We start from the raw sequence: 23,023 nt of genomic DNA on the forward strand, positions 1-23,023 counted from the left end.
CTTCAAACCGACTACGAAGGTCAGTCGTTGAGCGACTCCACGCCGGCCTTGGCGTACTTCTCGTCCAGGTCACCGCTCGGGGCGCCGGCCACACCGATGCCCGCGATGGGGGCGCCGTTCAGCTGGACCGGGGCGCCGCCGCCGAGGAACAGCGTGCCGGGGATGTCCTTCAGGTTCGGGGCCTGGGCGAGGCGGCCCACGAGCACCGAGGTCGGGGCGTTCCAGGACACGGCGGTGAACGCCTTGCGCTCGGCGGACTCGTACGACTGCGGGCCCGCGCCGTCGCCACGCAGGGTGACGATGGTGTTGCCGTTCCGGTCGACCACGGCGACGGTGACCTTCTGGTTCTCCTTCTGCGCGGCCTTCAGAGAGGCCTGCGCGGCCTTCGTCGCGGCCTCGATGGTCAGGTGCGTGGTGGTGGTGAAGTTCTCGCTGTCGCTCTTCTTGGCCACGGCGGCGGGCTTGGCGGCGTTGGCCGCGGGGGCGGCGTTGGCGGTGACGGCGCCGAAGGTGCCGGCGCCGAACGCGACGGCGAGGGCGGCACCGGTGAGGACGCGGGTACGGGTGTTCATGCGGATGCTCCTTGGCGTGTGGGCGGGGTCGCTGCTCTGGGCGGGGTCGCTCGGAGTGGTGTCGCGCGGAACGGGGTCGCTCGGAACGGAGTCGCTCTGGGCGGGGTCGCTTGCGGCGTGGGCCTGCTGCGCGGGCCTGCTGCGCGGCGGCTGGTGGCCGTCGTGCGGCGAGTGCTCGCCGGCCGCGCTGCGGGCCGGGCTCCTTCCGCACCACCCATGCTGGTCCCGCGAAGGCCGCCACCCCGTCCCCGTACCGGCTCGCACCCCGCCCCGAACCGGTTGACCCCGGGGTCAACCGATCGGCTGATGTGAACCGCCGCGTGCGGCGAGTTTCCTGGTCGGAGGACTCCTCTCACCCGGAGCTCCGCCCCCGGGACCCCGCCTCGCGGCTGGGATTCCCTCCCCTCTGCCTCTGGCTCGGGGCTGCGGGACGCCGCCTGCCCACAGCGAGGTACTTCGGCCGCCCGAGGTACTTCGGCCGCCCGAGGTACGTCAGCCGCCCCGAGGTACGTCGGCCGCCTTGAGGTACGTCGGCCGCCCCGAGGTACGTCGGCCGCCCGTGCCAAGGGACTGCCGGGAGGGGGTCGGGGGTGGAGGGTGGGGTGTCCGGGACACCCAAGCGTGATTTGTGGCGCACACCCCCGCCCGACAACCGGACCCCGCGCAACGCGCCGTAAATCATGCCGTCCCGGATACCCCACCCGGAGCCCCCGGCCCCCGGACCCGAAGCCGGCCAACCCCGGCCCGGCCGCCAAAGCCGGTCCGGCCGCCCAAGCCCGTCCGGCCGCCCAAGCCGGTCCGGCCGCCAACGCCGCCGCCCGGCGAAGCAGCGCACGATGGACGTACGACCCCGACCCGAGAGGACCGCCGTGACCGCAGGCCAGCACCCCACCAGCGGCACCGGCCAAGGCAGCACCGCCGGCAGCACCGCCGGCAGCACCGGCAGCACCGGCAGCACCGGCAGCACCGGCGGCACCGGCGGCACCGGCGGCACCGGCGGCACCGGCGGCACCGGCAAGAGCACAGCCCGGAGCACCGGCAGCGGAGCTGCCAAACGTGCCGGGCGCACCCGAACCCGCGCCCTCGCCGCGGTCATGCACACCGCGTTCTTCCTCCTGCTCACCGCCTCGGTCACCCGATTCCTCCTGCGCCACCCCGGCGAACCCCGCACCCCCTGGGTTATCGCCCTCAGCATCACCCTGGCCCTGCTGTACGTACTCGGGCCGGCCCTGGGCCGCACCGGCACCCCGCCTGCCCCCGGCCGCACCGCGATCTCCGGCGGCCCCCGTGGCGCGGGTGGCTCCGGTGCGGCTGGTGCCTCCGGCGCGGCCCGGCGCCCCTCCCCCCGCCGCCTGCTCTGGCTCGGCCTGGTCATCGCCGTGTGGGTCGTCCTCGTCCTCCTCGCCCCGAGCTTCGCCTGGTGCGCCGTGCCGCTCTTCTACACCGCCCTCCGCACCCTCCCGCCCCGCGCCGCCGTGGCCATCGTCGGCCTGCTCACCGCCCTGGTCGTGGCCGCGAACCTGCGCCTGGCGAGCGGCCCGTTCGACCCCAACCTGCTGCTGGCCCCGCCCGCCGTCGCGGCCCTCGCCGCCGCCGTCTTCATCCACATGGAGCGCCAGGCGGCCGATCAGCAGGCCCTGATCGACGACCTGATCCGCACCCGCCGCGAACTGGCCGCCACCGAGCGCCGCGAAGGCACCCTCGCCGAGCGGCAGCGGCTCTCCATGGAGATCCACGACACCCTGGCCCAGCACCTCTCCAGCCAGCAGATGCTGCTGCAGGCGGCCGACCGCACCTGGGACGCGGACCCGGGCACCGCGCGGGCCCATGTCCGCACCGCCAACGAGATCGCCGCCCGCGGGCTCGCCGCGGCGCGCCGCCTGGTCGCCGACCTGGCACCGCCCGAGCTCGACAACGGCGCCGGGCTGACCGACGCGCTGCGCGCGCTGGACGCCGGCCCGGACATCACCGTCCGCTTCCATCTGGAGGGGACGCCGGTGCCGCTGCCCGACCGCACGCAGTCAGCCGTGCTCCGCATCGCCCAGGGCGCACTGGCGAACGTACGGGAGCATTCCGGCGCCCGCACGGCGGCGCTGACGCTGAGCTTCCTGGGCGACCAGGTGGTCCTGGACGTCGCCGACGACGGCCGTGGCTTCACCGAGTCCCGACCCGCCGGTGCGGACCGTACGGACCGTGGCCACGGGCTGCCCGCCATGCACGCCCGCGTGCGTCAGCTGGGCGGCACCCTCACCATCGAATCCGTCCCCGGCGAGGGCACGGTCCTCTCCGCCGCGCTGCCTTTGGAGCCCGCCTCATGACCCCCTCGTCCTCCTCGGACGCCTCCCGTACGCCGACCACGATCCTGCTGTGTGACGACCACGTGGTGGTCCGGGCCGGGCTGCTCGCACTGCTCGGCAGCGAACCCGACATCGAGGTGCTGGGAGAGGCCGGCAACGGCGAGGAGGCGGTCGCGCTGGCCGCCAAACTGCACCCGGACGTGGTGTTGATGGACCTGCAACTGGGGGACGGGATCGACGGGGTCGAGGCCACGCGCCGGCTGACCGCCCTGCCCCGGCCGCCGCACGTCCTGGTCCTGACGACGTACGACACGGACGCCGACATCACTCGTGCCATCGGCGCAGGCGCCACGGGCTACCTGCTGAAGGCGGAACGCCCGGAGGAGCTCTTCGCCGCGATCCATTCGGCTGCGCAGGGGCGGACGACGCTTTCGCCGCCGGTCGCGAGCCGCGTGATGGCCCACATGCGGGGCTCCCGGCCCACCCTGACGGAACGTGAACTGGACATCCTGGGCCAGCTCGCGCACGGGCTCGGGAATCGAGAGATCGCCCGCGCACTCTTCATCAGCGAAGCGACGGTCAAGACCCACCTGGGCCGCATCTACGACAAGCTCGGCGTCGACACGCGCGCGGGGGCGGTCGCGGTGGCCAAGGAGCGGCGGTTGCTGCATTGACTTCCGCTCCCCTCCCTAAAGGGAAGGGATTCCTACCACGGTCGGCCCTCAGGACTTCGGCCGAGCGGCGTCTGGAAGGTGCCCGGGGTCTGCCCGTCAGTCCCAGTGTCATTACGTGCCGGCCGTCGGCGTCAAGGGCGCTCCCGTTGGTCGCGTCGGCAAGCCGATGGCCCGTTGGGCCACCCTTGACGCCGACGACCGTCACGCAACGACAAGGACTGTCGGGCCGCCCCCGGGGGATGGCATGGGAGGAGCCTTCGGATCCTGGCGCTTTGGCGTTGGCGGGCACGGGCAGCGGCTCCCGCTCGGCCAGCCGCCCTCCGGGCGGGTGCGGAAGTGAAGTCGATCAGATCTACGTAATTTAGGCCGGTCCAGGCGCACCAAATCGCTACGCGCTCCTGTTGATCAGCGGATTCGGGCCGCCGAGGGCCGGACATAGGCCGCCAACGATCGCTACGCGCTCCGGGCGGTCGGCGAGTGCGGGCCGTCGGGGGCCGGACATAGACCGCCAACGATCTCTACGCGCTCCTGCCGGGATGGCGGATGCGGGCCGTCAGGGGTGGGGAGATCCGCCTGCGATCTCCCCTTCCTCCTGCCGAGATGACGGCCGACAGGCCTCGTGGGCCGTCAGCCATGGGCCGTTCAGCCGCCACCGGCGATGACTATCCGCTGGCGGCTCAGCATTCGTGATGCCTTGAACTGGTGGGCGGGTGGGAGACCCGCGCGCGGAGCGCGAAAGCCCATTGCGGCGGAGCCGCACTCGCGGAGCCGCAGTCGCCGCGCCGCGAGACCGCACCCGCGGGGGCGACGCGCGGCCGTGACACCATCGGTGCCATGCTCGACATCGGCTACTCCCTCTCCCGCCGCTTTCCCGATCCGCCGCAGACCGACTACCGGACCGCGGACGTGCGCACCCTGCGCCATGACCTGTTCTGCGGGGACGTCTACCTCGCCGACACCGAGCAGGACCGGGAGTTGTCCACAGCCTGGGGATGGGTGCCTGTGTTGGACTTCGCCTGGGCGCTCTGCGACATCGTCGAGCAGCTCGACCAGGACCCCCGGGGCAGCCGGTCGGCGGACAGCCGGTACGCCGAGCTCGACTTCACCGAGTCCACGGACCGCATGTTGTTCGAGCGCCGGTTCGGCTGGGTGGACGTCGAGGCCGACTGGATGCCGGCCGAGGAGGCGCCGCTGACCTTCAGCCACCGGCTGCTGCGCCGCGAGGCCCGGGACTTCCTGCACGATCTGATCGCCGATCTGATCGACATGCACGAGGGTCTCGGCGACAATCCGGCCATCTGGAACCTGCAGTCACGGTTTCCCCGCGTACCCGCCTGATCTCCCCGTCTCGATGCCTGGCGTTCGCGGGTGCCGCAGGCGCCAAGCTAGACCTCCACGCGGATGCCCAGCTGTGCTGCCAGTGCCGGTGCCAGGTCCAGCAGCTGGGCCGGGCTGATCACTGCTCCCGCCAGCCGGTCCAGGCCGCCCGCGACGTCCAGCTCGGCGGCGCCGCGCAGGTCCACCTCCGCCAGGCGTGCCCCCGAGAAGTCCGCACGGCGCAGTACGCAGTCCCGGAACTCCACGCGCTCCAGTTCCGCGTCCCCGAAGTCCGGCTCGGCCAGCACCACGCCCTCGAACACCACGTCCTTCAGGCGGGCGCCCCGCAGGTTCAGGTAGTCGATCTTTCCGCCGCGTACGAGGACGCGCTCCAGCGCGGCCCCGTGCGCCTGGATGCCGCCCAGCCGGGCATCGGTCAGCTCCACGTCCCGGAAACCGGCCCCGGCCAGATCCGTGCCCACGCCGCGCACCCGCTCCAGGACGCAGTCCGTGAAGCGGGCCCCGCCCAGGCGCGCCTCGTCCAGGGCGCAGTCCGCCAGCAGGCAGTCCAGGAACCGGGCCCCCGTCCCGTCCTGCCCGCTCAGCTCCAGCCCGGCGAACTCCAGGCCGTCGTAGTCGCCCTCCGGTTCCAGCCCGCCACCCGCGTACGGTTCGAGTTCCGGCAGCCTCACCACAGGCCGGTTCGTCTTCCTAGCCCTGCCTGCCCTCTGTGCCATGCCCCCATGGTGGGCCGCCCCACTGACAGGCGGCCCTCAGGCGGAGCCCAGTGCCGCCAGCGGGCCGTCCGTCAGGCGGTACACCGACCATTCGTCCTGCGGCCGCGCGCCCAGCGATTCGTAGAAGGCGATCGTGGGTGCGTTCCAGTTCAGGACCGACCACTCCAGCCGCTGGTAGCCCCGCTCCACGCAGGTCCGTGCCAGCTCCGCCAGGAGGGCCTTGCCGTGGCCGCCGCCCCGCGCGGTGGGGCGCACGTACAGGTCCTCCAGGTAGATGCCGTGCACCCCGCGCCAGGTCGAGAAGCTCAGGAACCAGATCGCGTAGCCGACCGCCTCGCCGGTGTCGGTCTCCGCGATGTGCGCGAACGCCGCCGGCTGCTCCCCGAACAGCGCCTCCCGCAACTGGACCTCGGTGGCGCGCACCTCGTGGAGGGCCTTCTCGTACTCCGCGAGCTCGCAGATCATGGCGTGGATGGCCGGAACGTCGGCTTGGGTTGCAGTCCTGATCATGGGCGCACAGCCTAGGTCCCATCGCGTCTGTTGATGCCTTCGGCTTCCGGTGCCTCCGGCTTCCGTCGGCCGGCGGACCGTTCGTCAGCGGGCCAGTAGTCGTTCCGCCGCCGTGCGTTGGTCCGGGTCCAGGGCGCGTTCGCCGTCCTCGATGTCCCACAGTGCGTTCTGTACGAGGCGTCCCAGCGTCCAGCAGCGGGCGCGGTCCCGGTCCAGGCCCATGACGTCCGTCATGAGGTCGAAGCGGTGGCGGATGTCGTCGGGGTGGAAGAGGTTTCCCAGGGCCGGCCACAGTTCGAAGCCGGGGTCGCCGGCGAGTGGCTTCGGGTCGATCGCCAGCCATGGTTCGCGGCCGCCCGCCAGGACGTTGTCGAAGTGGAGGTCCCAGTGGAGCAGGCGGTCCCCGGGTTCCCCGGCCACTTCCGCCAGCGCCGCCGCGCAGTCCCGCAGCAGCCGCCGGTCCCGCTGGTCCGCCAGCCGGGCGGCCGCGTCCGGTACGGCCGCCAGCATGGCCGCGGCCATGTCCGCCAGCCGCCGCATCCCGGCCGGTGCCGGTGCGGCCGTCAGACGGGCCAGCAGCTCCGCGATCACCCGCACCGCCGCGTGGGGGTCCGTCGCCGCGAGCGCCGACAGCGGCCTGGTCTCGTCGAGGCGTTCCAGGAGGAGGGTCCCGGTCACCGCGTCGTGCTCCAGCAGCCGTACGCAGCCGCGTCCGGCCCAGGTACGCAGTGCCACCGGCTCTCCCTCGGTCTCCTCGTCCACCGCCTGCAGCTTCAGTACGGCCGGGGTGCCGTCCGCCCGGTCGACCGGCAGGACCAGCGCGGCCACCCCGTGCATCGCGGAGCCGGTCCGGCGCAGCTCCCACCGTTCCAAGAACTCCGCCGCCCGGGCGGGCAGGGCCTCGATGAAGGCCCGACCGGCCTCCCCGTTCCACTCCAGCTGCGACTCGATCAAGGCATCGGGAATCTCGACCATGATCCGACGCTAGTTGCCTCCTCCCCCTCGTGCACCGACCCGGTGTGCAGTTCCCCGGCCGGAGGCCGTCGAACAGTCGTCCCAGACCTGGACACGCATGCGGAACGCGGTGTACCAACACCCCCATGACCAGCGCGAGCGCGACGATCAACGGCGGCATCTCCTTCTGGTACGCGACCCACGGCACCCCGCCGCCCCGCGCACCCCTCACCTCCGACGCCACCGCCGACGTCGTCATCGTCGGAGGCGGCTACACCGGCCTGTGGACCGCCTACTACCTCAAGCAGGCGGCCCCCTTCCTCCGCATCACCGTCCTCGAACGGAAGTTCTGCGGGTACGGGGCCTCCGGCCGCAACGGCGGCTGGCTCTACAACGGCATCGCCGGCCGCGACCGCTACGCGCAACTGCACGGCAAGGACGCCGCCCAGCGCCTCCAGCAGGCCATGAACGACACCGTCACCGAGGTCATCGACACCGCCGCCAAGGAATCCATCGACGCCGACATCCACCGCGGCGGCGTCCTCGAAGTCGCCCGCACCCCCGCCCAGCTCACCCGCCTCAAGGCCTTCCACGAGACCGAGGTCGGCTACGGCGAAACCGACCGCGTCCTGCTCGGCGCCACCGAAACGCGCGCCCGCATCGACATCGCCGACGCCGTCGGCTCCTCCTGGACCCCCCACGGCGCCCGCATCCACCCCGCCAAACTCGTCACCGGCCTCGCCGAGACCTGCGAACGCCTCGGCGTCACCATCCACGAGTCGACGCCGGTCACCGAAATCGCCCCCAAGCGCGCCGTCACCCCGTACGGGACCGTCCGCGCCCCCTACGTCCTGCGCTGCACCGAGGGCTTCACGGCAGGTCTCAAGGGCCAGAAGCGATCCTGGCTGCCCATGAACTCGTCGATGATCGTCACCGCCCCGCTGCCCGCGGAGACCTGGGAACAGATCGGCTGGACCGACCGCGCCACCCTCGGCGACATGGCCCACGCCTACATGTACGCACAACGCACCGCCGACGACCGCATCGCCATCGGCGGCCGCGGGGTCCCCTACCGGTTCGCCTCCCGCACCGACAACGACGGCCGTACGCAGCCGGAGACCATCGCCGCCCTCACCGAGCTGCTCACCGCGTTCTTCCCCCGGCTCACCGGAGTGGAGGTCACCCACGCCTGGTCCGGCGTACTCGGCGTCCCCCGCGACTGGTGCGCCACCGTCACCCTCGACCGGGCCACCGGCCTCGGCTGGGCCGGCGGTTACGTCGGATCAGGCGTCGCCACCGCCAACCTCGCCGCCCGCACCCTCCGCGACCTGATCCAGCAGGACTCCGGCCAGGGCGGCCCCACCGACCTGACCACCCTCCCCTGGGTCGACCACCGGGTCCGCCGCTGGGAACCGGAACCCCTGCGCTGGCTCGGCGTACACGCCCTCTACGCCGCCTACCGCGAAGCCGACCGCCGCGAAACCGCCACCCACACCGCCGACACCGCACCCCTCGCGCGGATCGCCGACCGGATCTCCGGCCGCCACTAGCCAGGGCCTGTCAGGACCTGGCCGCGGCCCCGCTCCGCACCGAACTCCAGCCGCTCGATCACCCGCGGAGTCGCGACCGCCGGCAGCACCAGCCGCCACATCTCCTCCACCCGCCGCGGCAGGTCCACCCGGCCCGACTCCATGTGCGAATGCATCTGCGCGCCCGTACACGCGTTGACGACCAGCCGTGCCAGCGCGCCCACATCCACCGACCTGCGCAACTCGCGCCGCTTCACCGCCCGCTCGAAGTCCAGCGCCAGCAGCTCCGTCCACAACCGGTGCGTGTTCGCCTCACCACCGATGAACCGGTCCTGCTCCATCACCAGCCGCGCCCCCGCGAACAACAGCGGATCCGTCAACAGCCGGTAGGCCCACGTCAGCGTCATGTCGACGGCGTGCTGCAACCCTTCCGACGGCAGCGGCGGACTCACCAGGTCCGGCTGCGCCCGCACGATCTCCCGGGCCAGCGCCTCCTTCGACGGGAAGTGGAAGTACATCGCCCCCAGGGTCATCCCCGCCCGGTCGGCGATCCGCGTCACGCTGGCCCCGGCGAACCCCTCCTCGCCGAAGACCTCGGCCCCCGCCTGGATGAGCGCCGCCCTCGTCCGCAAGGCGCGGTCCTGCTTCACGGTCCGCGGCACGGCTCCCACCTCTCTCGGCACGTCGACCGAACAAAGCTACCGCTCGATTTTTTTCTCGCCGGCTCCACGACACCGCGCTCCCCGGGCGCCGTGGTCCTGCTCCGGTTCCACCGGTGGATCCGCTCGCGGGAAGCCTCGCGGCCGGGCTCGGCACCGGCGCGTACGCCGCCGGGTGAACCGGCCGCGCTCCGGCCGCGCCCCCTGGCACGGCATCCGCGGACGAGGAAGACCCCCGGCAACGAGCACCCGGGGGTCTTGCACTGGAGCCCCCTGTCGGGTTCGAACCGACGACCCCCGCTTTACAAGAGCGGTGCTCTGGCCAGCTGAGCTAAGGAGGCGTAACCGCCCTCACTCTACACAGCAGCGGATTCCCCGAGCCATCAGATTGGCCACGGGTGCTGACAGAACGGGAACCTCCAGGTAGCGTCACCGGGAAGTCCGTCATGGACTAGACCAACAACACACTCCTTTACTCGGATCGTCCGGCACGTTCCTGCCGGTGAAGGGATGCATCACCATGGCTTCTGTCACTTTCGACAAGGCGACCCGGCTGTACCCCGGCGGCGACAAGCCCGCCGTCGACCAGCTCGACCTGCAGATCGAGGACGGCGAGTTCCTCGTCCTCGTCGGCCCCTCCGGCTGCGGCAAGTCGACCTCGCTCCGGATGCTCGCCGGCCTCGAGGACGTCAACGGCGGAGCGATCCGCATCGGCGACCGCGACGTCACCCACCTGCCGCCCAAGGACCGGGACATCGCCATGGTGTTCCAGAACTACGCGCTCTACCCGCACATGAGCGTCGCCGACAACATGGGCTTCGCCCTGAAGATCGCCGGCGTGGACAAGGCCACCATCCGCCAGAAGGTGGAGGAGGCCGCGAAGATGCTGGACCTCACCCAGTACCTGGACCGGAAGCCGAAGGCGCTCTCCGGCGGTCAGCGCCAGCGCGTGGCCATGGGCCGGGCCATCGTCCGCAAGCCGCAGGTCTTCCTGATGGACGAGCCGCTGTCCAACCTGGACGCCAAGCTTCGCGTGTCCACCCGTACCCAGATCGCCGCCCTGCAGCGCGACCTGGCGATCACCACCGTGTACGTCACCCACGACCAGGTCGAGGCCATGACCATGGGTGACCGGGTGGCGGTCCTCAAGGACGGCCTGCTCCAGCAGGTCGACACCCCGCGGAACATGTACGACCGCCCGGCGAACCTCTTCGTCGCCGGCTTCATCGGCTCGCCCGCCATGAACCTGGTCGAGGTGCCCATCACCGACGGCGGCGTGAAGTTCGGTGACTCCGTCATCCCGGTCTCGCGGGAGGCGCTGTCCGCCGCCGCCGACGCGGGCGACCGTACGGTGACCGTCGGCGTGCGCCCGGAGCACTTCGACATCAGCGACGAGGGCGGTCTGGCGATCACCGTCAACGTGGTCGAGGAGCTCGGCGCCGACGGCTACGTCTACGGCACCGCGCAGGTCGGCGAGAAGGCCCAGGACCTGGTCGTCCGGGTGGGCGGCCGCCAGGTGCCGGAGAAGGGCTCCAAGCTGCACGTCGTGCCGCGCGGCGGCGAGACCCACGTGTTCTCGACCTCCTCCGGCGAGCGTCTGTCCGACTGACGCCGGGTCCGTACGGCTCCCGTACGGACCTCTCCGGTGGCCGCCCCCGCGCTGTGACCACAGCGTGGGGGCATGGCCACCGGCCCGATCACCCGTCCCACCGTGCCCGGCAGTGCCGGCGCCGCGGGCAGCGCGCCCGTCGCCGGCCCGCGGCGACGGCTGCGCGGCCCGGCCGTCGTCGCCCTCCTCTACACGGTCCTGCAACTGGTTCTCGTCGTGCCGGGCAGCCCGCTCGGGTGGGACGAGACGGTGTACGTCAGCCAGGTCGACCCGCGCGTGCCGGCCGCCTTCTTCAGCGCGCCCCGGGCCCGTGGGATCACCTTCCTCGTGGCGCCGGCCGTCCTGCTGGGTGTCGACCCGAACGACCCGGTCGCGCTGCGGGCGTACCTGGCCGTGCTGTCCGGGGCGGCACTGTTCCTCTCCCTGGCCGTGTGGCGGCCGCTGCTGCCCGCCCGCGTGCTGACCGTGGCGGGGGCGTTGTTCGCCGGGCTGTGGGTGACCCTGCTGTACGGGCCGCAGGCCATGCCGAACCTGTGGGTGGCGTACGGCTGCCTGATCGCCGTCGGCTGTTTTCTGCGGGCCGCCCTCTTCCCGGGTCCGCCCTCGCGGCGGCTGCTCGCCGGGCTCGCGGCGGCCGTGTGCGGGGTCGCGCTGATGCGGCCGCCGGACGCGTTCTGGCTGCTCCTGGCGCTGGGCGGGCCGGCCCTGCTGGTGCGTCGTTGGCGGCGGCCGGTGTTGTGGGTGGCGCTCGCGGCCGGTGCGCTGCTGGGGGTCGCGGAGTGGTGGGTGGAGGCGGAGCTGCGGTACGGGGGCGTGGTGGCACGCCTGCACCGGGCGGGTGAGATCCAGGGCGGGCTGGGCTGGCATCCGAAGGCCCTGCTCGACCAGTTGCGCGCGCAGAACGGCCGCACGCTGTGCCGGCCCTGCGGGGCTTCGTGGCGGCCGGTGAGCGGGTTGTGGTGGTTCCTGGTGCCGCCGGCGGTGGCTGCGGGGGTGGTGGTGGCCGTCCGGCGGGTTTCGCCGGTGCGGGAGGCCTTGCTGTGGGCGGCGGTGTCCGGCGGGGTGCTGGCGGTCCCGTACCTGGTGTTGATCGGGTACGCGGCGCCGCGATTCCTGCTGCCCGCGTACGCGCTGCTGGCGTTGCCGGTGGCGGCGGGGGTGACGGCGCTGGCGGCGCGCGGCCGGGTGTGGTGCGGGTTGGTCGTGGTGGTGGCGGCCGGGCATTTCGCGGTGCAGGGTGCCGTGGTGGTCGCGGCGGTGGAGCGGGGCCGGGAGGCCGGTGCGGCGTTCGCGCGGGTGGCGGACGTGCTGCGTGGGGAGGGGCTGCGGCCGCCGTGCGTGGTCAGTGGGTTCGAGGCGGTGCGGGTGGGGTACCGGCTGGGGTGTGCGTCGCGGCAGGTCGGCGGGCATGACCACAGCATCACGGCCGGGGGGCTCCGGGTGGTGGCCGCGCGGCGGCCGGTGGCGGTGCTGGTGGCGGCGGGCGGTCCGGTACCGGCGCATGCGCGGGAGTGGCGCCGGGTGTCCCTGCCGGCGTTGCCGGGTCTGGCCGGGTACCACGCGTATCTCGGGCCACTGTCGGCTCCCGTATCGTCGGACTCCACAGCAGACCGGCCCATTTCGAGCACCGTGCGTCAACACGACATTCGAAAAGCCGCGTCGAACCATCCCTCGACCGGGTGACTAAATGTCGCCATATCTTCACCGAGCGCTACTCTCGCCCTCGTGACCCACACTGCCCGCCGTATCGGCCGTTCCCTCGCCCTGGTCCTGCCCGTCGTCCTGGTCCTGTCCGGGACCCTCGCGGTCACCATGGTTCCCTGGGCCGACAACTCCCCGTCCCAGATCCTCACCGCCTCCGCCGAGGACGTGTCCGTCCCCGCGAAGCCGCTCGCGGCGCAGGACGTGCTGCGTGACAAGCTCCTCGGGGAGCTGCAGCAAGGTGCGGAGCCGGGCGATGTCCTGACCCACCTCCAGCAGGCGGTGGACAAGCGGCCTTCGCTGGCCGACCACTGTGTGGGGATCGCCCGTGCGCTGGGCCGGGCGGCGGTGGAGAAGTACGGGCCGACGAAGGCCCAGTCGTACTCCCGCCCCGTGTGCGACACCTCGTACGCGGCGGGCGTCGCCTCCATCGGCTAGGACCGTTCCCGTGGACCGGCCCCGCTCCGGGGGTCCGGTCCGGGGTCCTGCCCGGGGTCCGGGCCTCCGTGCCGGGCCTGGCGGCCGTCCCTCCTGGGGGCGGTTTCCTGCTTGTGGCGCCCCTTTCGGCGGCCGTGCCTGAATAGGCTGCTGCCATGACGGAACCTTCCGACGCTCCCGCCGGCGCCGCCTCCGGCGCCTTTCCCTCCGCGGCCGCGCACCCGGCCACGCCCCGCCAGGCCGTCGTCCTGGCGGGCGGCCAGGGTTCGCGGCTGCGTCCGTACACGGACGACCGGCCCAAGCCGATGGTCGAGATCCCCGGCACCGGCGTGCCGATCATCGGGCACCAGCTGGCCTGGCTGGCGTCCGAGGGCGTCACCGACGCCGTCGTGTCCTGCGGTCACCTCGCGGAGGTGCTCCAGGAGTGGCTGGAGAAGGCGGACCTGCCGCTGCGGGTGACGACCGTGGTCGAGAAGGAGCCGCTCGGGCGGGGTGGCGGCCTGAAGTTCGCGGCCGCCCGGCTGCCGCACCCGGGTGAGGCCTGGTACGCCACCAACGGGGACATCTGGACGCGCTTCTCGCTGCGGGAGATGGCGGAGTTCCACATCGAACGGGCGGCGACCGCGACACTGGCGCTGGCCCGGCCCCGCATTCCGTGGGGCGTGGTGGAGACCAACGAGTTCGGGCAGATCCTCGACTTCATCGAGGCGCCGCCGTCGCCGTACCTCGTGAATGCCGGCGTGTACGTCTTCTCCGGTGAATTCGCTTCGCTGCTGCCGGACTTCGGCGACCACGAGCGGACCACCTTCCCGCACCTGGCCCGGGAGCGCCGGCTGGCGGGCTTCCCGCTGCCCCAGGGGGCGTACTGGCGGGCCATCGACACGGCGAAGGATCTGACGGAGGCCGCGAAGGAGTTGGCGGCCCAGAGCGCCGTCTGAACTCGCCGCCCCGGCACGGGAAGAGGGCCCGGCGCGCCGTGCGCCGGGCCCTCTCCTTACGGGTCTGCTCGTCAGCCGAGGAGGCTGCCGACCAGGCCCGGCTTCCGGGTGGTGGGGGCGTCCGACCCGCTGCCGCGGGTGCCGGTACCGCCGCTGCCGGAGGACGAGGAGGACGGCCGCTGCTGGGTGGTGGACTGGCGGGGGCTCTGTGACCGGGGGGTCTGCTTGCCGGTGGCGCCCCTGGTCGCGGAGGGCGAGCCGGAGCCGGTGCCGCCGGTTCCCGTGGTGGCCTTGGCGCCGGCGCCGGGGGTGGTCCGGGGGGACTTGGCGGGCTGTGACGCCTTGGTCGAGGGGGTGCCCTGTGCGGGTGCCCGCCGGGCGGGGGTGCGGGACTTTCCGGGTTCCTGCGGGAGCGGGGTGCCGGGCAGGTAGTTGCTCGGGGCCTCGCCCGGGCCCGGGACGGTGACCACGGTGCTGGATCGGACGGCGCTGCCGAGCAGCGAGCCGATGAGCAGGGTGAGGCCGACGACCACGGAGCCGACGACGGCCCCGCGGCGCAGGACGCGGCGGCGCAGCTGCCAGATGTCGGAACGCGGGCCGAGGGTGCGCCAGGCCTCGCCGGAGATACGGGCGTCCAGGGAGTAGACCGGGGCGCCGGCGATGACCAGCGGGCTCCAGGCGGCCAGGTAGATGATGTCGGGGGCGTCGTAGGCGGGGACGGTCTTCCAGCTGACGGTCATCAGCAGGGCGGCCGACAGCAGCGCGCCGAAGCAGGCCGCGAAGCGCTGCCACAGTCCGAAGACCGTCAGCACGCCGACGATGACCTGGAGGAAGGCGACGGTGAGGCCGGCGCCCACGGGGTGCGAGAGCGCGAAGTCGCGGAGCGGCTCGGCGAGGGCCCAGGGGTGCAGGGTGTGCAGCCAGGTGACCATGGAGCCGCGTTCGCCGCCGTCGAAGTAGACGGGGTCGCAGAGCTTGCCCATGCCGGCGTAGATGGAGATGAAGCCGAGGAAGACGCGCAGCGGGAGCAGCACGACACCGAGGTTCATCCGGCGGTCGGGGTAGTACGAGGCGTTGCCCGACCGGCCCTCGCCCTGGGGGCGGCGGATCTCGGCGAGGGGTTCGTCGGGGGTGCCGTGGCCGGGGCCGGTCCGGTACGACGAGTCGCGTACGGCGGCCAGCGGCCGGGTCTCGTCGGCGTCGGCGGAGTCGACGTAACTCCGCTGGCCGATGACGGTCGGCGTGGGCAGGGTGTCCTCGGCGAGGTCCCGGGCGAGGTCGATGCGGGGGATGACCTGGGTGGCTCCGCCGTCGAACCCGTCGTGGCCGCGGCCCGCTTCGCGGACGGCCTGGAGGAGGCCGCCGGTGGCGGCCGCGGCGTCGCCGCCGGGTCCGGCCTTGCCGCTCCACACGACAGGGGCGCGCCGCGGGCGGCGGCCCGCAGCCGCGGCGGCGACGGCCGTGCTGAGCGCGGGAACGCGAGCAGGACCGCCGGGAAGGGAACCGGACTTGGGACGTGCGCTCGGGCTCGGTGCGAGCCGCACGCGGAAGCTGGCGTGGTTGACGATGACCTGTGCGGGGTCGCACGGCACCTTGACCATGCTCAGCGCGGGCTGGTCGTCGAACCTGGGCGTTCTTGTGTCCACACTCATCTAACCGAGTGATCAATGTTTAGGACACTGCCTTGACACCACGGATCTGTCCGAGACCCGTCAAGGCACCACATTTCGGCCATGGCCTCGCCGGCCGGGCACCCGCAACCATGACCGCGCCGGCCGGGCCGTGGCAGCCATGGCCTCGCCGGCCGGGCACTGGGGGCCACCTGGCCGACCCCACCGTTCCGCCGTTCCGGCGAAACCCCACCCGGCCGGCGCCCGGGGGTGGGGCGCAGCCACGCCCACGGGACGCGCACGGCATGTCCGGGCCGAAGCCGCCCCTCCAGCTCTGCCGACGCACCCGCGTGCCCGTACGAAGCCCTGGCAGCCGGAGCGCAGCCCACCCGCCCCGTCCAACCCCCGCCGGCGCTTGAGGCCCGGGGTGCGGGGCGAAGCGGGTGCGGGGCGAAGCCCCGAGCGGGTGCGGGGGCGGAACCCAAGGGGGCGCGGGGCCGGAGCCCCGAGCGGGTCCGGGTTGGAGCCCAAAGGGGTGCGGGGCCGGAGCCCCAACGGGGTGCGGGCCGGAGCCCCAAGCGCGTCCGGGGCGGAGCCCCCAGCCGGTGCGGGCCGGAGCCCCAGGGAGGTGCGGGACAAAGCCCCAAGCGGGTCTGGGGCGCCCCGAGGGGGTGTGGGGCGGAGCCCCAAGGGGGTGCGGGGCGGAGCCCCGGCGGGTCCGGGCGGCGGCCGGGGGTCCGGGGCGCAGCCCCGAGGGGGTCCGGGGCGGAGCCCCAAGGGGGTGCGGGGCGGAGCCCCAAGGGGGTGCGGGGCGAAGCCCCGGCGGATCCGGGCGGCGGCCGGGGGTCCGGGGCGGAGCCCCGAGGGGGTGCGGGGCGAAGCCCCGGCGGATCCGGGCGGCGGCCGGGGGCCCGGGGCGCAGCCCCAAGGGGATGCGGGGCGGAGCCCCGGCGGGTCCGGGCGGCGGCCCGGTTACGGGAAGGGGCGGGGTGGGGGAAAGGCCCCGCAGGGCCCCGCCACGGCGCAGCCGCGAAGGCTGCCCGGGCACGGTCCCGGTGGCTGGGCCACGGCCCGAGCAGGAGCCGGCCCAGTCCCCGACGGCAGCGGCGCGGCCCCGCGCAGGAGCCGGGCCGGCCCCGGACGGGAGCGGCGCAGCCCCGCGCAGGGGCAGGGCGGAGCCCCGCGGGAGGGCGCCCCGGGCCGGGCCCAGCCCGGTGGCGGCTACGCCCGGCGGCGGGACGCTTCGTACAGGACCACGCCCGCCGCGACACCCGCGTTCAGCGACTCCGCGCCGCCCGGCATCGGGATCCGCACCAGGAAGTCGCAGGTTTCGCCGACCAGCCGGCCCAGCCCCTTCCCCTCGGAGCCGACGACGATCACGACCGGCCCGCCGAGCGCCTCAAGGTCCTGGAGCTCGTGCTCGCCCTCCGCGGCGAGGCCGACCACCGTGATGCCGGCCTTCTTGTACTCCTGGAGGGCCCGCGTGAGGTTGGTGACGCGCGCGACCGGCGTGCGCGCGGCCGTGCCGGCCGAGGTCTTCCACGCGCCCGCGGTCATGCCGGCGGCGCGCCGCTCGGGGATGACGACGCCGTGGCCACCGAAGGCGGAGACGGAGCGGACGATGGCGCCGAGGTTGCGCGGGTCGGTCACTCCGTCGAGGGCGACGATCAGCGGGTCCTGGCCCTCGTCGTACGCCTCGGCGGTGAGGTCCTCCGGGTGCGCGTACTCGTACGGCGGGACCTGCAGGACGAGGCCCTGGTGGTTGAGGCCGCCGGTCATGCGGTCCAGCTCGGGCCGCGGCGCTTCCATCAGGTTGATGTTGCCGCGGGCCTGGGCGAGCGCGAGGGCCTCGCGGACCCGCTCGTCGTTGTCGATGAACTGCTGGACGTAGAGCGTGGTGGCGGGCACGCCGTCGCGCAGCGCCTCGAAGACCGGGTTGCGGCCCACGACCATCTCGCTGGTGCCCTTGGGGCCGCCGCGGCGCGGCGCGGGGCGGCGCTTGGCGGCCTGCCGCGCCATGGCGTTGGCGACGCGGTACGCCTTGTGACCCTTGCGGTCCTCGGCCTTCGGCGTGGGGCCCTTGCCTTCCAGGCCCCGGCGGCGCTGGCCACCGCTGCCGACCGTGGCGCCCTTCTTGTTGGACGTACGGCGGTTCCTGCGCTGGCTGTTCCCGGCCATGACTACCTGTCTCTGCTGCTACTGCTCTGAATACGTATGTGTGGAGGACTAGGACCAGTGTGCCGCCCGCGAGCGGCGGGCGGCACGTTCCGCTGGTCCCGGCGGGTGCCCGGTGGGTGCTCAGCGCTGCCCGAGCGTCCACCGGGGCCCGGTCGGACTGTCCTCGATGACCAGCCCGGACTGCTGCAACTGGTCGCGGATCGCGTCGGCGGTGGCCCAGTCCTTGCGGGCCCGGGCGGACTCGCGCTGCTCCAGGACCAGACGGACCAGGCTGTCGACGACGCCGTGGAGGTCCTCGCCGCGCTCGGTCTCGCCGGCCCAGTGCGGGTCGAGCGGGTCCAGGCCGAGGACGCCGAGCATGGCCCGGACCTCGGAGAGCCGGGCGATGGCGCCGTCCTTGTCGTCGGCGGCGAGGGCGCTGTTGCCCTGGCGGACCGTGGTGTGGACGATGGCGAGCGCCTGCGGGACGCCGAGGTCGTCGTCCATGGCCTCGGCGAACGCGAGCGGCACCTCGGCGGCCGGAGCGACGGCCTTCCCCGCCATTTCGCAGACCCGCTGGATGAAGCCCTCGATGCGGGCGAAGGCCGACTCGGCCTCGCGCAGCGCCTCTTCGCTGTACTCGATCATCGACCGGTAGTGCGGGGTGCCGAGGTAGTAGCGGAGCACGATCGGACGCCAGGTCTTGACCATCTCGGAGACCAGCACCGAGTTGCCGAGGGACTTGGACATCTTCTCGCCGGACATGGTGACCCAGGCGTTGTGCACCCAGTAGGAGGCGAAGTCGTCGCCGAAGGCCTTGGCCTGGGCGATCTCGTTCTCGTGGTGCGGGAAGATCAGGTCCAGTCCGCCGCCGTGGATGTCGAAGGCGCTGCCCAGGTACTTGTGCGCCATGGCCGAGCACTCCAGGTGCCAGCCGGGGCGGCCGCGGCCCCACGGGGTCTCCCAGGAGGGCTCGCCGGGCTTGGCGGCCTTCCACATGGCGAAGTCGCGGGGGTCGCGCTTGCCGGTCTCGCCCTCGCCGGACGGCTGGAGCAGGTTGTCCAGTTCCTGGTTGGAGAGCTTGAGGTAGTCGGGGTACGAGCGCACGTCGAAGTAGACGTTGCCGTCGGCCTCGTACGCGTGGCCGCGCTCGATCAGGCCGCGCATCATCTCGACCATTTCGGTGATGTGGCCGGTGGCGCGCGGCTCGTAGGTGGGCGGCAGGCAACCGAGGGCCGCGTAGCCGTCGTTGAACGCGCGCTCGTTGTCGTAGCCGATGGACCACCAGGGGCGGCCCTGCTCGCCGGACTTGGTGATGATCTTGTCGTCGATGTCGGTGACGTTCCGGATGAAGGTGACGTCGTAACCGCGGTACTCGAACCAGCGGCGCATGATGTCGAAGTTCAGGCCGGAACGGATGTGCCCGATGTGCGGGGCGGCCTGCACGGTCGCACCACACAGGTAGATCGAGACGCAGCCCGGCACGAGCGGGGTGAAGTCGCGAATCTGCCGGGCGCTGGTGTCGTACAGGCGAATAGTCACGGCATCCAGGGTAGTGCCCGCAAGCCAGTGCCCCGCGACCCTGTGGAAAAGGGGCGCGGGGCGGGTTGCCCGCCGGTGTGGGGCCTCAGGCGCGGCCGGTGCGGTACACCAGGGCGGTGGCGATGGCGGCCAGGCCTTCGGCTCGGCCGGTGAGGCCGAGGCCGTCGGTGGTGGTGCCGGAGACCGAGACGGGGGCGCCGGCCGCGGCGCCGAGCGCCTTCTGCGCCTCGTCCCGCCGCTTGCCGATCTTCGGACGTACGCCGATGACCTGCACGGAGACGTTCCCGATCTCGAAGCCGGCGGCGCGGACGATCCGGGCGGCCTCGGCGAGCAGGGTGACTCCGGAGGCGCCGGACCACTCGGGGCGGTCGGTGCCGAAGTGCGCGCCGAGGTCGCCGAGGCCGGCCGCGGAGAACAGGGCGTCACAGGCGGCGTGGGCGGCGACGTCGCCGTCGGAGTGCCCGGCCAGTCCGTACTCCTCTCCCTCCCAGAGGAGGCCGGCGCACCACAGTTCGCGGCCGTGCTCGAAGGCGTGCACGTCGGTGCCGATGCCGACGAGCGGCAGCAGCGGGGCGGCGGACGGCCCGGCGGGCAGTCCGTCCGGCCGTCCGTCCGGCCGTCCGTCCTGTCCGGGGGTGGTGTCAGTAGGCATCGGTGGCCCTCCTGCGGGCGAGTACGGCCTCGGCGAGTACGAGGTCCAGTGGGCGGGTCACCTTGAACGCCTCTTCGTGGCCCGGGACCAGGACCACGGGCACGCCGAGCTTTTCCACCATTCCGGCGTCGTCGGTGGCGCCCTCGCCGTTGACGGCGATGGTCTCGTGGGCCCGGACCAGGGTCGCCCGGTCGAAGCCCTGCGGGGTCTGGACGGCGCGCAGCCGGGACCGTTCGGGGGTGGCGACGACCGGCTCGGCCTCGCCGGGCTTGCCCGGTTCGACCTCCTTGACGGTGTCGGAGAGCGGCATGGCGGGCACCACGGCGGGCGCGCCGTCGCGGACGGCCTCGACCACGGTGTCCACGGTGTCGACGGGGACCAGCGGGCGGGCGGCGTCGTGGATGAGGACGGCGGTGATGTCGTCCGGGAGGGCGTCGAGGCCTGCCCGGACGGATTCCTGCCGGGTGTCGCCGCCGGGTACGACCCGGATGTCGGTGCGGTCGGGCAGGGCGTGCTCGTCGAGCAGGTTCCTGACCTCGGCGGCGCCGTCCGGCGGGGCGACGACGACCACGAGGGAGACGGCCCGGGAGCGGGCCATCGCGCGGACGGCGTGGATCAGCATCGGCGTGCCGCCGAGCGAGCGCAGGGCTTTGGGTGCGCCGGGGCCCAGCCGGACGCCGCGTCCCGCGGCGGGGATGACGGCGGCGGTGCGGTGGGCTCGCGCGGGGGGCGCGGGGCGCGAATCGTCAGACATCGGTTGCTCCGGGCAGAGACATCGGTCGGCGGCCAGGTTTGTGCCTTCGGCCGACATGGGTATGGCCTGAAGCGTGCCGGGTGCGATGCCCTCGCCCCTTCCGTGACGACCGGTCGAGCCGGCTGCCCGGACCCGGCACGCCAGAGGTGCGGGGTGTAGCCAGACGTACGTACGTGTGCATGGGTGCGCGCGTACGTGTGTGTCGCGTACGCGCGCAGCAGGTGCGTGTGTAGTGCGTGTGCGTGTGTATGCGTGTGTGCGGTGCGTGTGCAGAGCCAGACATGCCGCAGCGCCCGGCAACGGGCGCTCTCGAAATCGAGAGGCGCCGCCATCGGGCACCGCGGCAGACTGTGTCAAGCGGTCCGTGTTGTTCGCGTCAGGACGCGAGGACCTCGTCGAGGAGGGCCTCAGCCTTGTCCTCGTTGGTGTTCTCGGCGAGCGCCAGCTCGCTCACCAGGATCTGACGCGCCTTGGCGAGCATGCGCTTCTCGCCCGCGGACAGACCGCGCTCGCGCTCACGACGCCACAGGTCGCGCACCACTTCGGCGACCTTGATGACATCGCCGGACGCGAGCTTCTCCAGGTTTGCCTTGTAGCGACGGGACCAGTTCGTCGGCTCTTCGGCGTACGGCGCGCGCAGCACCTCGAAGACCCGGTCGAGCCCGTCCTGTCCGACCACATCGCGAACGCCGACGAACTCCGCATTGTCCGCAGGCACACGAACAGTCAGGTCGCCCTGGGCGACCTTGAGCACCAAGTAGGTCTTGTCCACGCCTTTGATCTGGCGAGTTTCGATGGCCTCGATCAGCGCGGCCCCGTGATGGGGATAGACCACGGTGTCGCCAACCTTGAACGTCATGTGACAGGTACCCCTTCCGTGGCTATCCAGGGTAACACGAGAACGGACTGTTATGAATGGCGTTTTCGCAGGTCAGGGCCTATCTCGGGGCTTGACAACAACGGCGGGGACGTGCTGCGGGAAGCTTCCGGAAGGGGGTATTCGCAGGTCGGAGGCGCTGTGAGGGCGCGCCCAAACGGCCACGTTACACCTGACAGGCGACCCGCACCGAGTGATGTACGTCCCGTTTTGCCGGTTTCGAAGGCGCGAAACCGAACTACTCCGTTCGACTGGCGGACACCCTCACGGATCGGCTTCCGGCCCAATCCCGAATTGATCGACTCCGGGGTTCCGGAGGGAATCCGGAAATTGATCACGGGCGATATCCGGGCACGGCCGGAACAGCACCCCGGAGAAGGGGGCGGAAGGCGGGCCGGAGAGGGGGCGCGGCACCGCTCCGAATAGAAGATCGTGCGGCCGGTCCGGGACCCCGGGCGCCACCCCGGAGGGTCGGGTGCGGGGGCGAGGCGGGGGCTCGGTAACCTAAGCCCGCTGACACACCCTTAGGGCGGCTTTACCTCGCCGCTCACCGACCCTCCGTCCGTACGTCCAAGGAGTTGCCGCCGCCGTGAGCCGCAGCCTTCGACGCGGCGCCCTCGCCGCCGCCGCCATCGTTCTCTCGATCGGATCGCTCGCCGCATGCGGTGCGGGCAACGACGCGCAGACGCTCCAGATCCAGCCGGACAACGCGGCGGTCACCAAGGGCGACATCATGATCCAGAACGCCCTGGTCATCACGGGCGCCGAGGAGGACAAGAAGGGGAAGGGCCCGGCCGTCGTGTCGGCCACGATCTTCAACACCGGCACCAAGGAGCAGACCCTCGACGGGATCACCCTTCCGGGTGGCGAGGGCAAGGTGGCACTGAAGCCCGCCACCGGCAGCGGCAAGATCAGCGTCCCGGCCGGCGGCTCCGTCGTCCTCGGCGGCGAGGGCAATGCCTCCGCGGTGATCGAGGGCGGCGACGAGGCCGTGAAGGACGGCGACGCCCAGGCCGTCGTCTTCCAGCTGAGCACCACCGGTGACGTCGGCCTGCGGGCCTTCGTGGTCCCGGCCACCGGCTACTACGAGAAGTTCGGCCCGAGCGTGGCCCCGGCCGCCGCCACCCCGTCCGGCACGCCGTCCGGATCTCCGTCCGGCTCCCCCTCCGGTTCCCCGTCGGGCACGCCGTCGGGCACCCCCGGCGCCACCCCGGCCGCGAACACCTCGGGCTCGCCCGCGACCAAGCCGTCCGGCAGCGCCACCGGCTCCCCGGCCGCCGGCGCCACCCCGTCGGGCTCGGCCTCGCACGCCGCCGGCCACTGACACGCATATGACGGAGGGCCCCACCCGGTTTCACCCGGGCGGGGCCCTCCGTCATGTTCCGCGCCACACGCGGCAGGGGTGACTTACGGCTCGAACTTGTAGCCCAGGCCCCGCACCGTCACCAGGCAGCGCGGGGCACCGGGGCCCGGCTCGAACACCCTTCCCCGTGCGC

At 72.9% G+C, this 23,023-nt stretch carries 20 protein-coding genes and 1 tRNA gene; 9 read left to right on the plus strand and 12 right to left on the minus strand.

Going from position 1 to position 23,023, the window contains the following annotated elements; genetic code table 11:
• Positions 1–20: 20 nt before the first annotated feature.
• On the minus strand, positions 21–572 hold the full coding sequence (locus AC067U_RS14575) for a GlcG/HbpS family heme-binding protein (RefSeq protein WP_478830002.1): 552 nt from the start codon (positions 570–572) through the stop codon (positions 21–23).
• A 1,094-nt stretch (positions 573–1,666) separates the two neighbouring features.
• On the opposite strand from AC067U_RS14575, the gene AC067U_RS14580 reads away from it, so the two are divergent.
• From AC067U_RS14580 to AC067U_RS14590, 3 genes are all read left to right on the plus strand, one after another.
• Positions 1,667–2,890: a sensor histidine kinase gene (locus AC067U_RS14580; protein ID WP_478830125.1), complete on the plus strand. Its 1,224-nt coding sequence runs from the start codon at positions 1,667–1,669 to the stop codon at positions 2,888–2,890.
• On the plus strand, positions 2,887–3,543 hold the full coding sequence (locus tag AC067U_RS14585) for a response regulator (RefSeq protein WP_478830003.1): 657 nt from the start codon (positions 2,887–2,889) through the stop codon (positions 3,541–3,543). The genes AC067U_RS14580 and AC067U_RS14585 overlap by 4 nt, the downstream gene beginning before the upstream one ends.
• Positions 3,544–4,377: 834 nt before the next feature.
• Positions 4,378–4,881 carry a hypothetical protein gene (locus tag AC067U_RS14590; protein WP_478830004.1) on the plus strand — a complete coding sequence of 168 codons (504 nt, stop codon included), beginning with the start codon at positions 4,378–4,380 and terminating at the stop codon, positions 4,879–4,881.
• Between the two features lie 47 nt (positions 4,882–4,928).
• Here the strand turns inward: AC067U_RS14590 and AC067U_RS14595 are convergent, their stop codons facing one another.
• From AC067U_RS14595 to AC067U_RS14605, 3 genes are all read right to left on the minus strand, one after another.
• Positions 4,929–5,597, minus strand: coding sequence for a pentapeptide repeat-containing protein (locus tag AC067U_RS14595; protein WP_478830005.1), 669 nt, complete (start codon positions 5,595–5,597; stop codon positions 4,929–4,931).
• Positions 5,598–5,633: 36 nt separating this feature from the next.
• Positions 5,634–6,107: an N-acetyltransferase family protein gene (locus AC067U_RS14600; protein WP_478830006.1), complete on the minus strand. Its 474-nt coding sequence runs from the start codon at positions 6,105–6,107 to the stop codon at positions 5,634–5,636.
• A gap of 84 nt (positions 6,108–6,191) precedes the next feature.
• Positions 6,192–7,082 carry an aminoglycoside phosphotransferase family protein gene (locus AC067U_RS14605; RefSeq protein WP_478830007.1) on the minus strand — a complete coding sequence of 297 codons (891 nt, stop codon included), beginning with the start codon at positions 7,080–7,082 and terminating at the stop codon, positions 6,192–6,194.
• A 125-nt stretch (positions 7,083–7,207) separates the two neighbouring features.
• Between AC067U_RS14605 and AC067U_RS14610 the strand changes: the two genes are divergently transcribed.
• On the plus strand, positions 7,208–8,611 hold the full coding sequence (locus tag AC067U_RS14610) for an NAD(P)/FAD-dependent oxidoreductase (RefSeq protein ID WP_478830008.1): 1,404 nt from the start codon (positions 7,208–7,210) through the stop codon (positions 8,609–8,611).
• Here AC067U_RS14610 and AC067U_RS14615 read toward each other — a convergent pair.
• Positions 8,608–9,252, minus strand: coding sequence for a ScbR family autoregulator-binding transcription factor (locus AC067U_RS14615; RefSeq protein ID WP_478830009.1), 645 nt, complete (start codon positions 9,250–9,252; stop codon positions 8,608–8,610). The two genes, AC067U_RS14610 and AC067U_RS14615, sit on opposite strands and share 4 nt — an antisense overlap.
• 261 nt (positions 9,253–9,513) lie before the next feature.
• Positions 9,514–9,590: transfer RNA gene (locus tag AC067U_RS14620), tRNA-Thr, on the minus strand.
• Positions 9,591–9,769: 179 nt separating this feature from the next.
• Here AC067U_RS14620 and AC067U_RS14625 point away from each other — a divergent pair.
• The 4 genes from AC067U_RS14625 (at position 9,770) to AC067U_RS14640 (ending at position 13,935) form a co-directional block, all read left to right on the plus strand.
• Entirely contained in the window at positions 9,770–10,858 is a 1,089-nt protein-coding gene (locus AC067U_RS14625; protein WP_478830010.1) for an ABC transporter ATP-binding protein, read from the plus strand.
• 72 nt (positions 10,859–10,930) lie between these two features.
• Positions 10,931–12,541, plus strand: a complete 1,611-nt coding sequence (locus AC067U_RS14630; RefSeq protein ID WP_478830011.1) for a hypothetical protein — start codon at positions 10,931–10,933, stop codon at positions 12,539–12,541.
• Between the two features lie 42 nt (positions 12,542–12,583).
• A complete protein-coding gene (locus AC067U_RS14635) occupies positions 12,584–12,997 on the plus strand; it encodes a hypothetical protein (protein ID WP_478830012.1) in 414 nt (137 codons plus the stop codon).
• A gap of 155 nt (positions 12,998–13,152) precedes the next feature.
• A complete protein-coding gene (locus tag AC067U_RS14640; protein ID WP_478830013.1) occupies positions 13,153–13,935 on the plus strand; it encodes a nucleotidyltransferase family protein in 783 nt (260 codons plus the stop codon).
• 71 nt (positions 13,936–14,006) lie between these two features.
• Here AC067U_RS14640 and AC067U_RS14645 read toward each other — a convergent pair whose 3' ends face one another.
• The 6 genes from AC067U_RS14645 to AC067U_RS14670 all read right to left on the minus strand — a co-directional run bounded on the left by AC067U_RS14645 (position 14,007) and on the right by AC067U_RS14670 (position 21,509).
• Positions 14,007–15,587, minus strand: coding sequence for a DoxX family protein (locus tag AC067U_RS14645; RefSeq protein WP_478830014.1), 1,581 nt, complete (start codon positions 15,585–15,587; stop codon positions 14,007–14,009).
• A 1,179-nt stretch (positions 15,588–16,766) separates the two neighbouring features.
• On the minus strand, positions 16,767–17,723 hold the full coding sequence (gene rlmB / locus AC067U_RS14650; RefSeq protein ID WP_478830015.1) for a 23S rRNA (guanosine(2251)-2'-O)-methyltransferase RlmB: 957 nt from the start codon (positions 17,721–17,723) through the stop codon (positions 16,767–16,769).
• A 120-nt stretch (positions 17,724–17,843) separates the two neighbouring features.
• Positions 17,844–19,244, minus strand: a complete 1,401-nt coding sequence (gene cysS / locus AC067U_RS14655) for a cysteine--tRNA ligase (RefSeq protein WP_478830016.1) — start codon at positions 19,242–19,244, stop codon at positions 17,844–17,846.
• Positions 19,245–19,329: 85 nt separating this feature from the next.
• Positions 19,330–19,896 (minus strand): 2-C-methyl-D-erythritol 2,4-cyclodiphosphate synthase, encoded by a 567-nt coding sequence (gene ispF / locus AC067U_RS14660; protein ID WP_478830017.1) that lies wholly within the window; start codon positions 19,894–19,896, stop codon positions 19,330–19,332.
• Entirely contained in the window at positions 19,886–20,650 is a 765-nt protein-coding gene (gene ispD / locus AC067U_RS14665) for a 2-C-methyl-D-erythritol 4-phosphate cytidylyltransferase (protein ID WP_478830018.1), read from the minus strand. Before ispD ends, ispF begins: the two co-directional genes overlap by 11 nt.
• A gap of 376 nt (positions 20,651–21,026) precedes the next feature.
• Entirely contained in the window at positions 21,027–21,509 is a 483-nt protein-coding gene (locus AC067U_RS14670) for a CarD family transcriptional regulator (protein ID WP_003953493.1), read from the minus strand.
• Positions 21,510–22,116: 607 nt separating this feature from the next.
• Here AC067U_RS14670 and AC067U_RS14675 point away from each other — a divergent pair.
• On the plus strand, positions 22,117–22,851 hold the full coding sequence (locus AC067U_RS14675) for a DUF461 domain-containing protein (RefSeq protein WP_478830019.1): 735 nt from the start codon (positions 22,117–22,119) through the stop codon (positions 22,849–22,851).
• Positions 22,852–23,023: the final 172 nt, after the last annotated feature.

The organism is Streptomyces sp. NPDC043853, assembly GCF_056436025.1.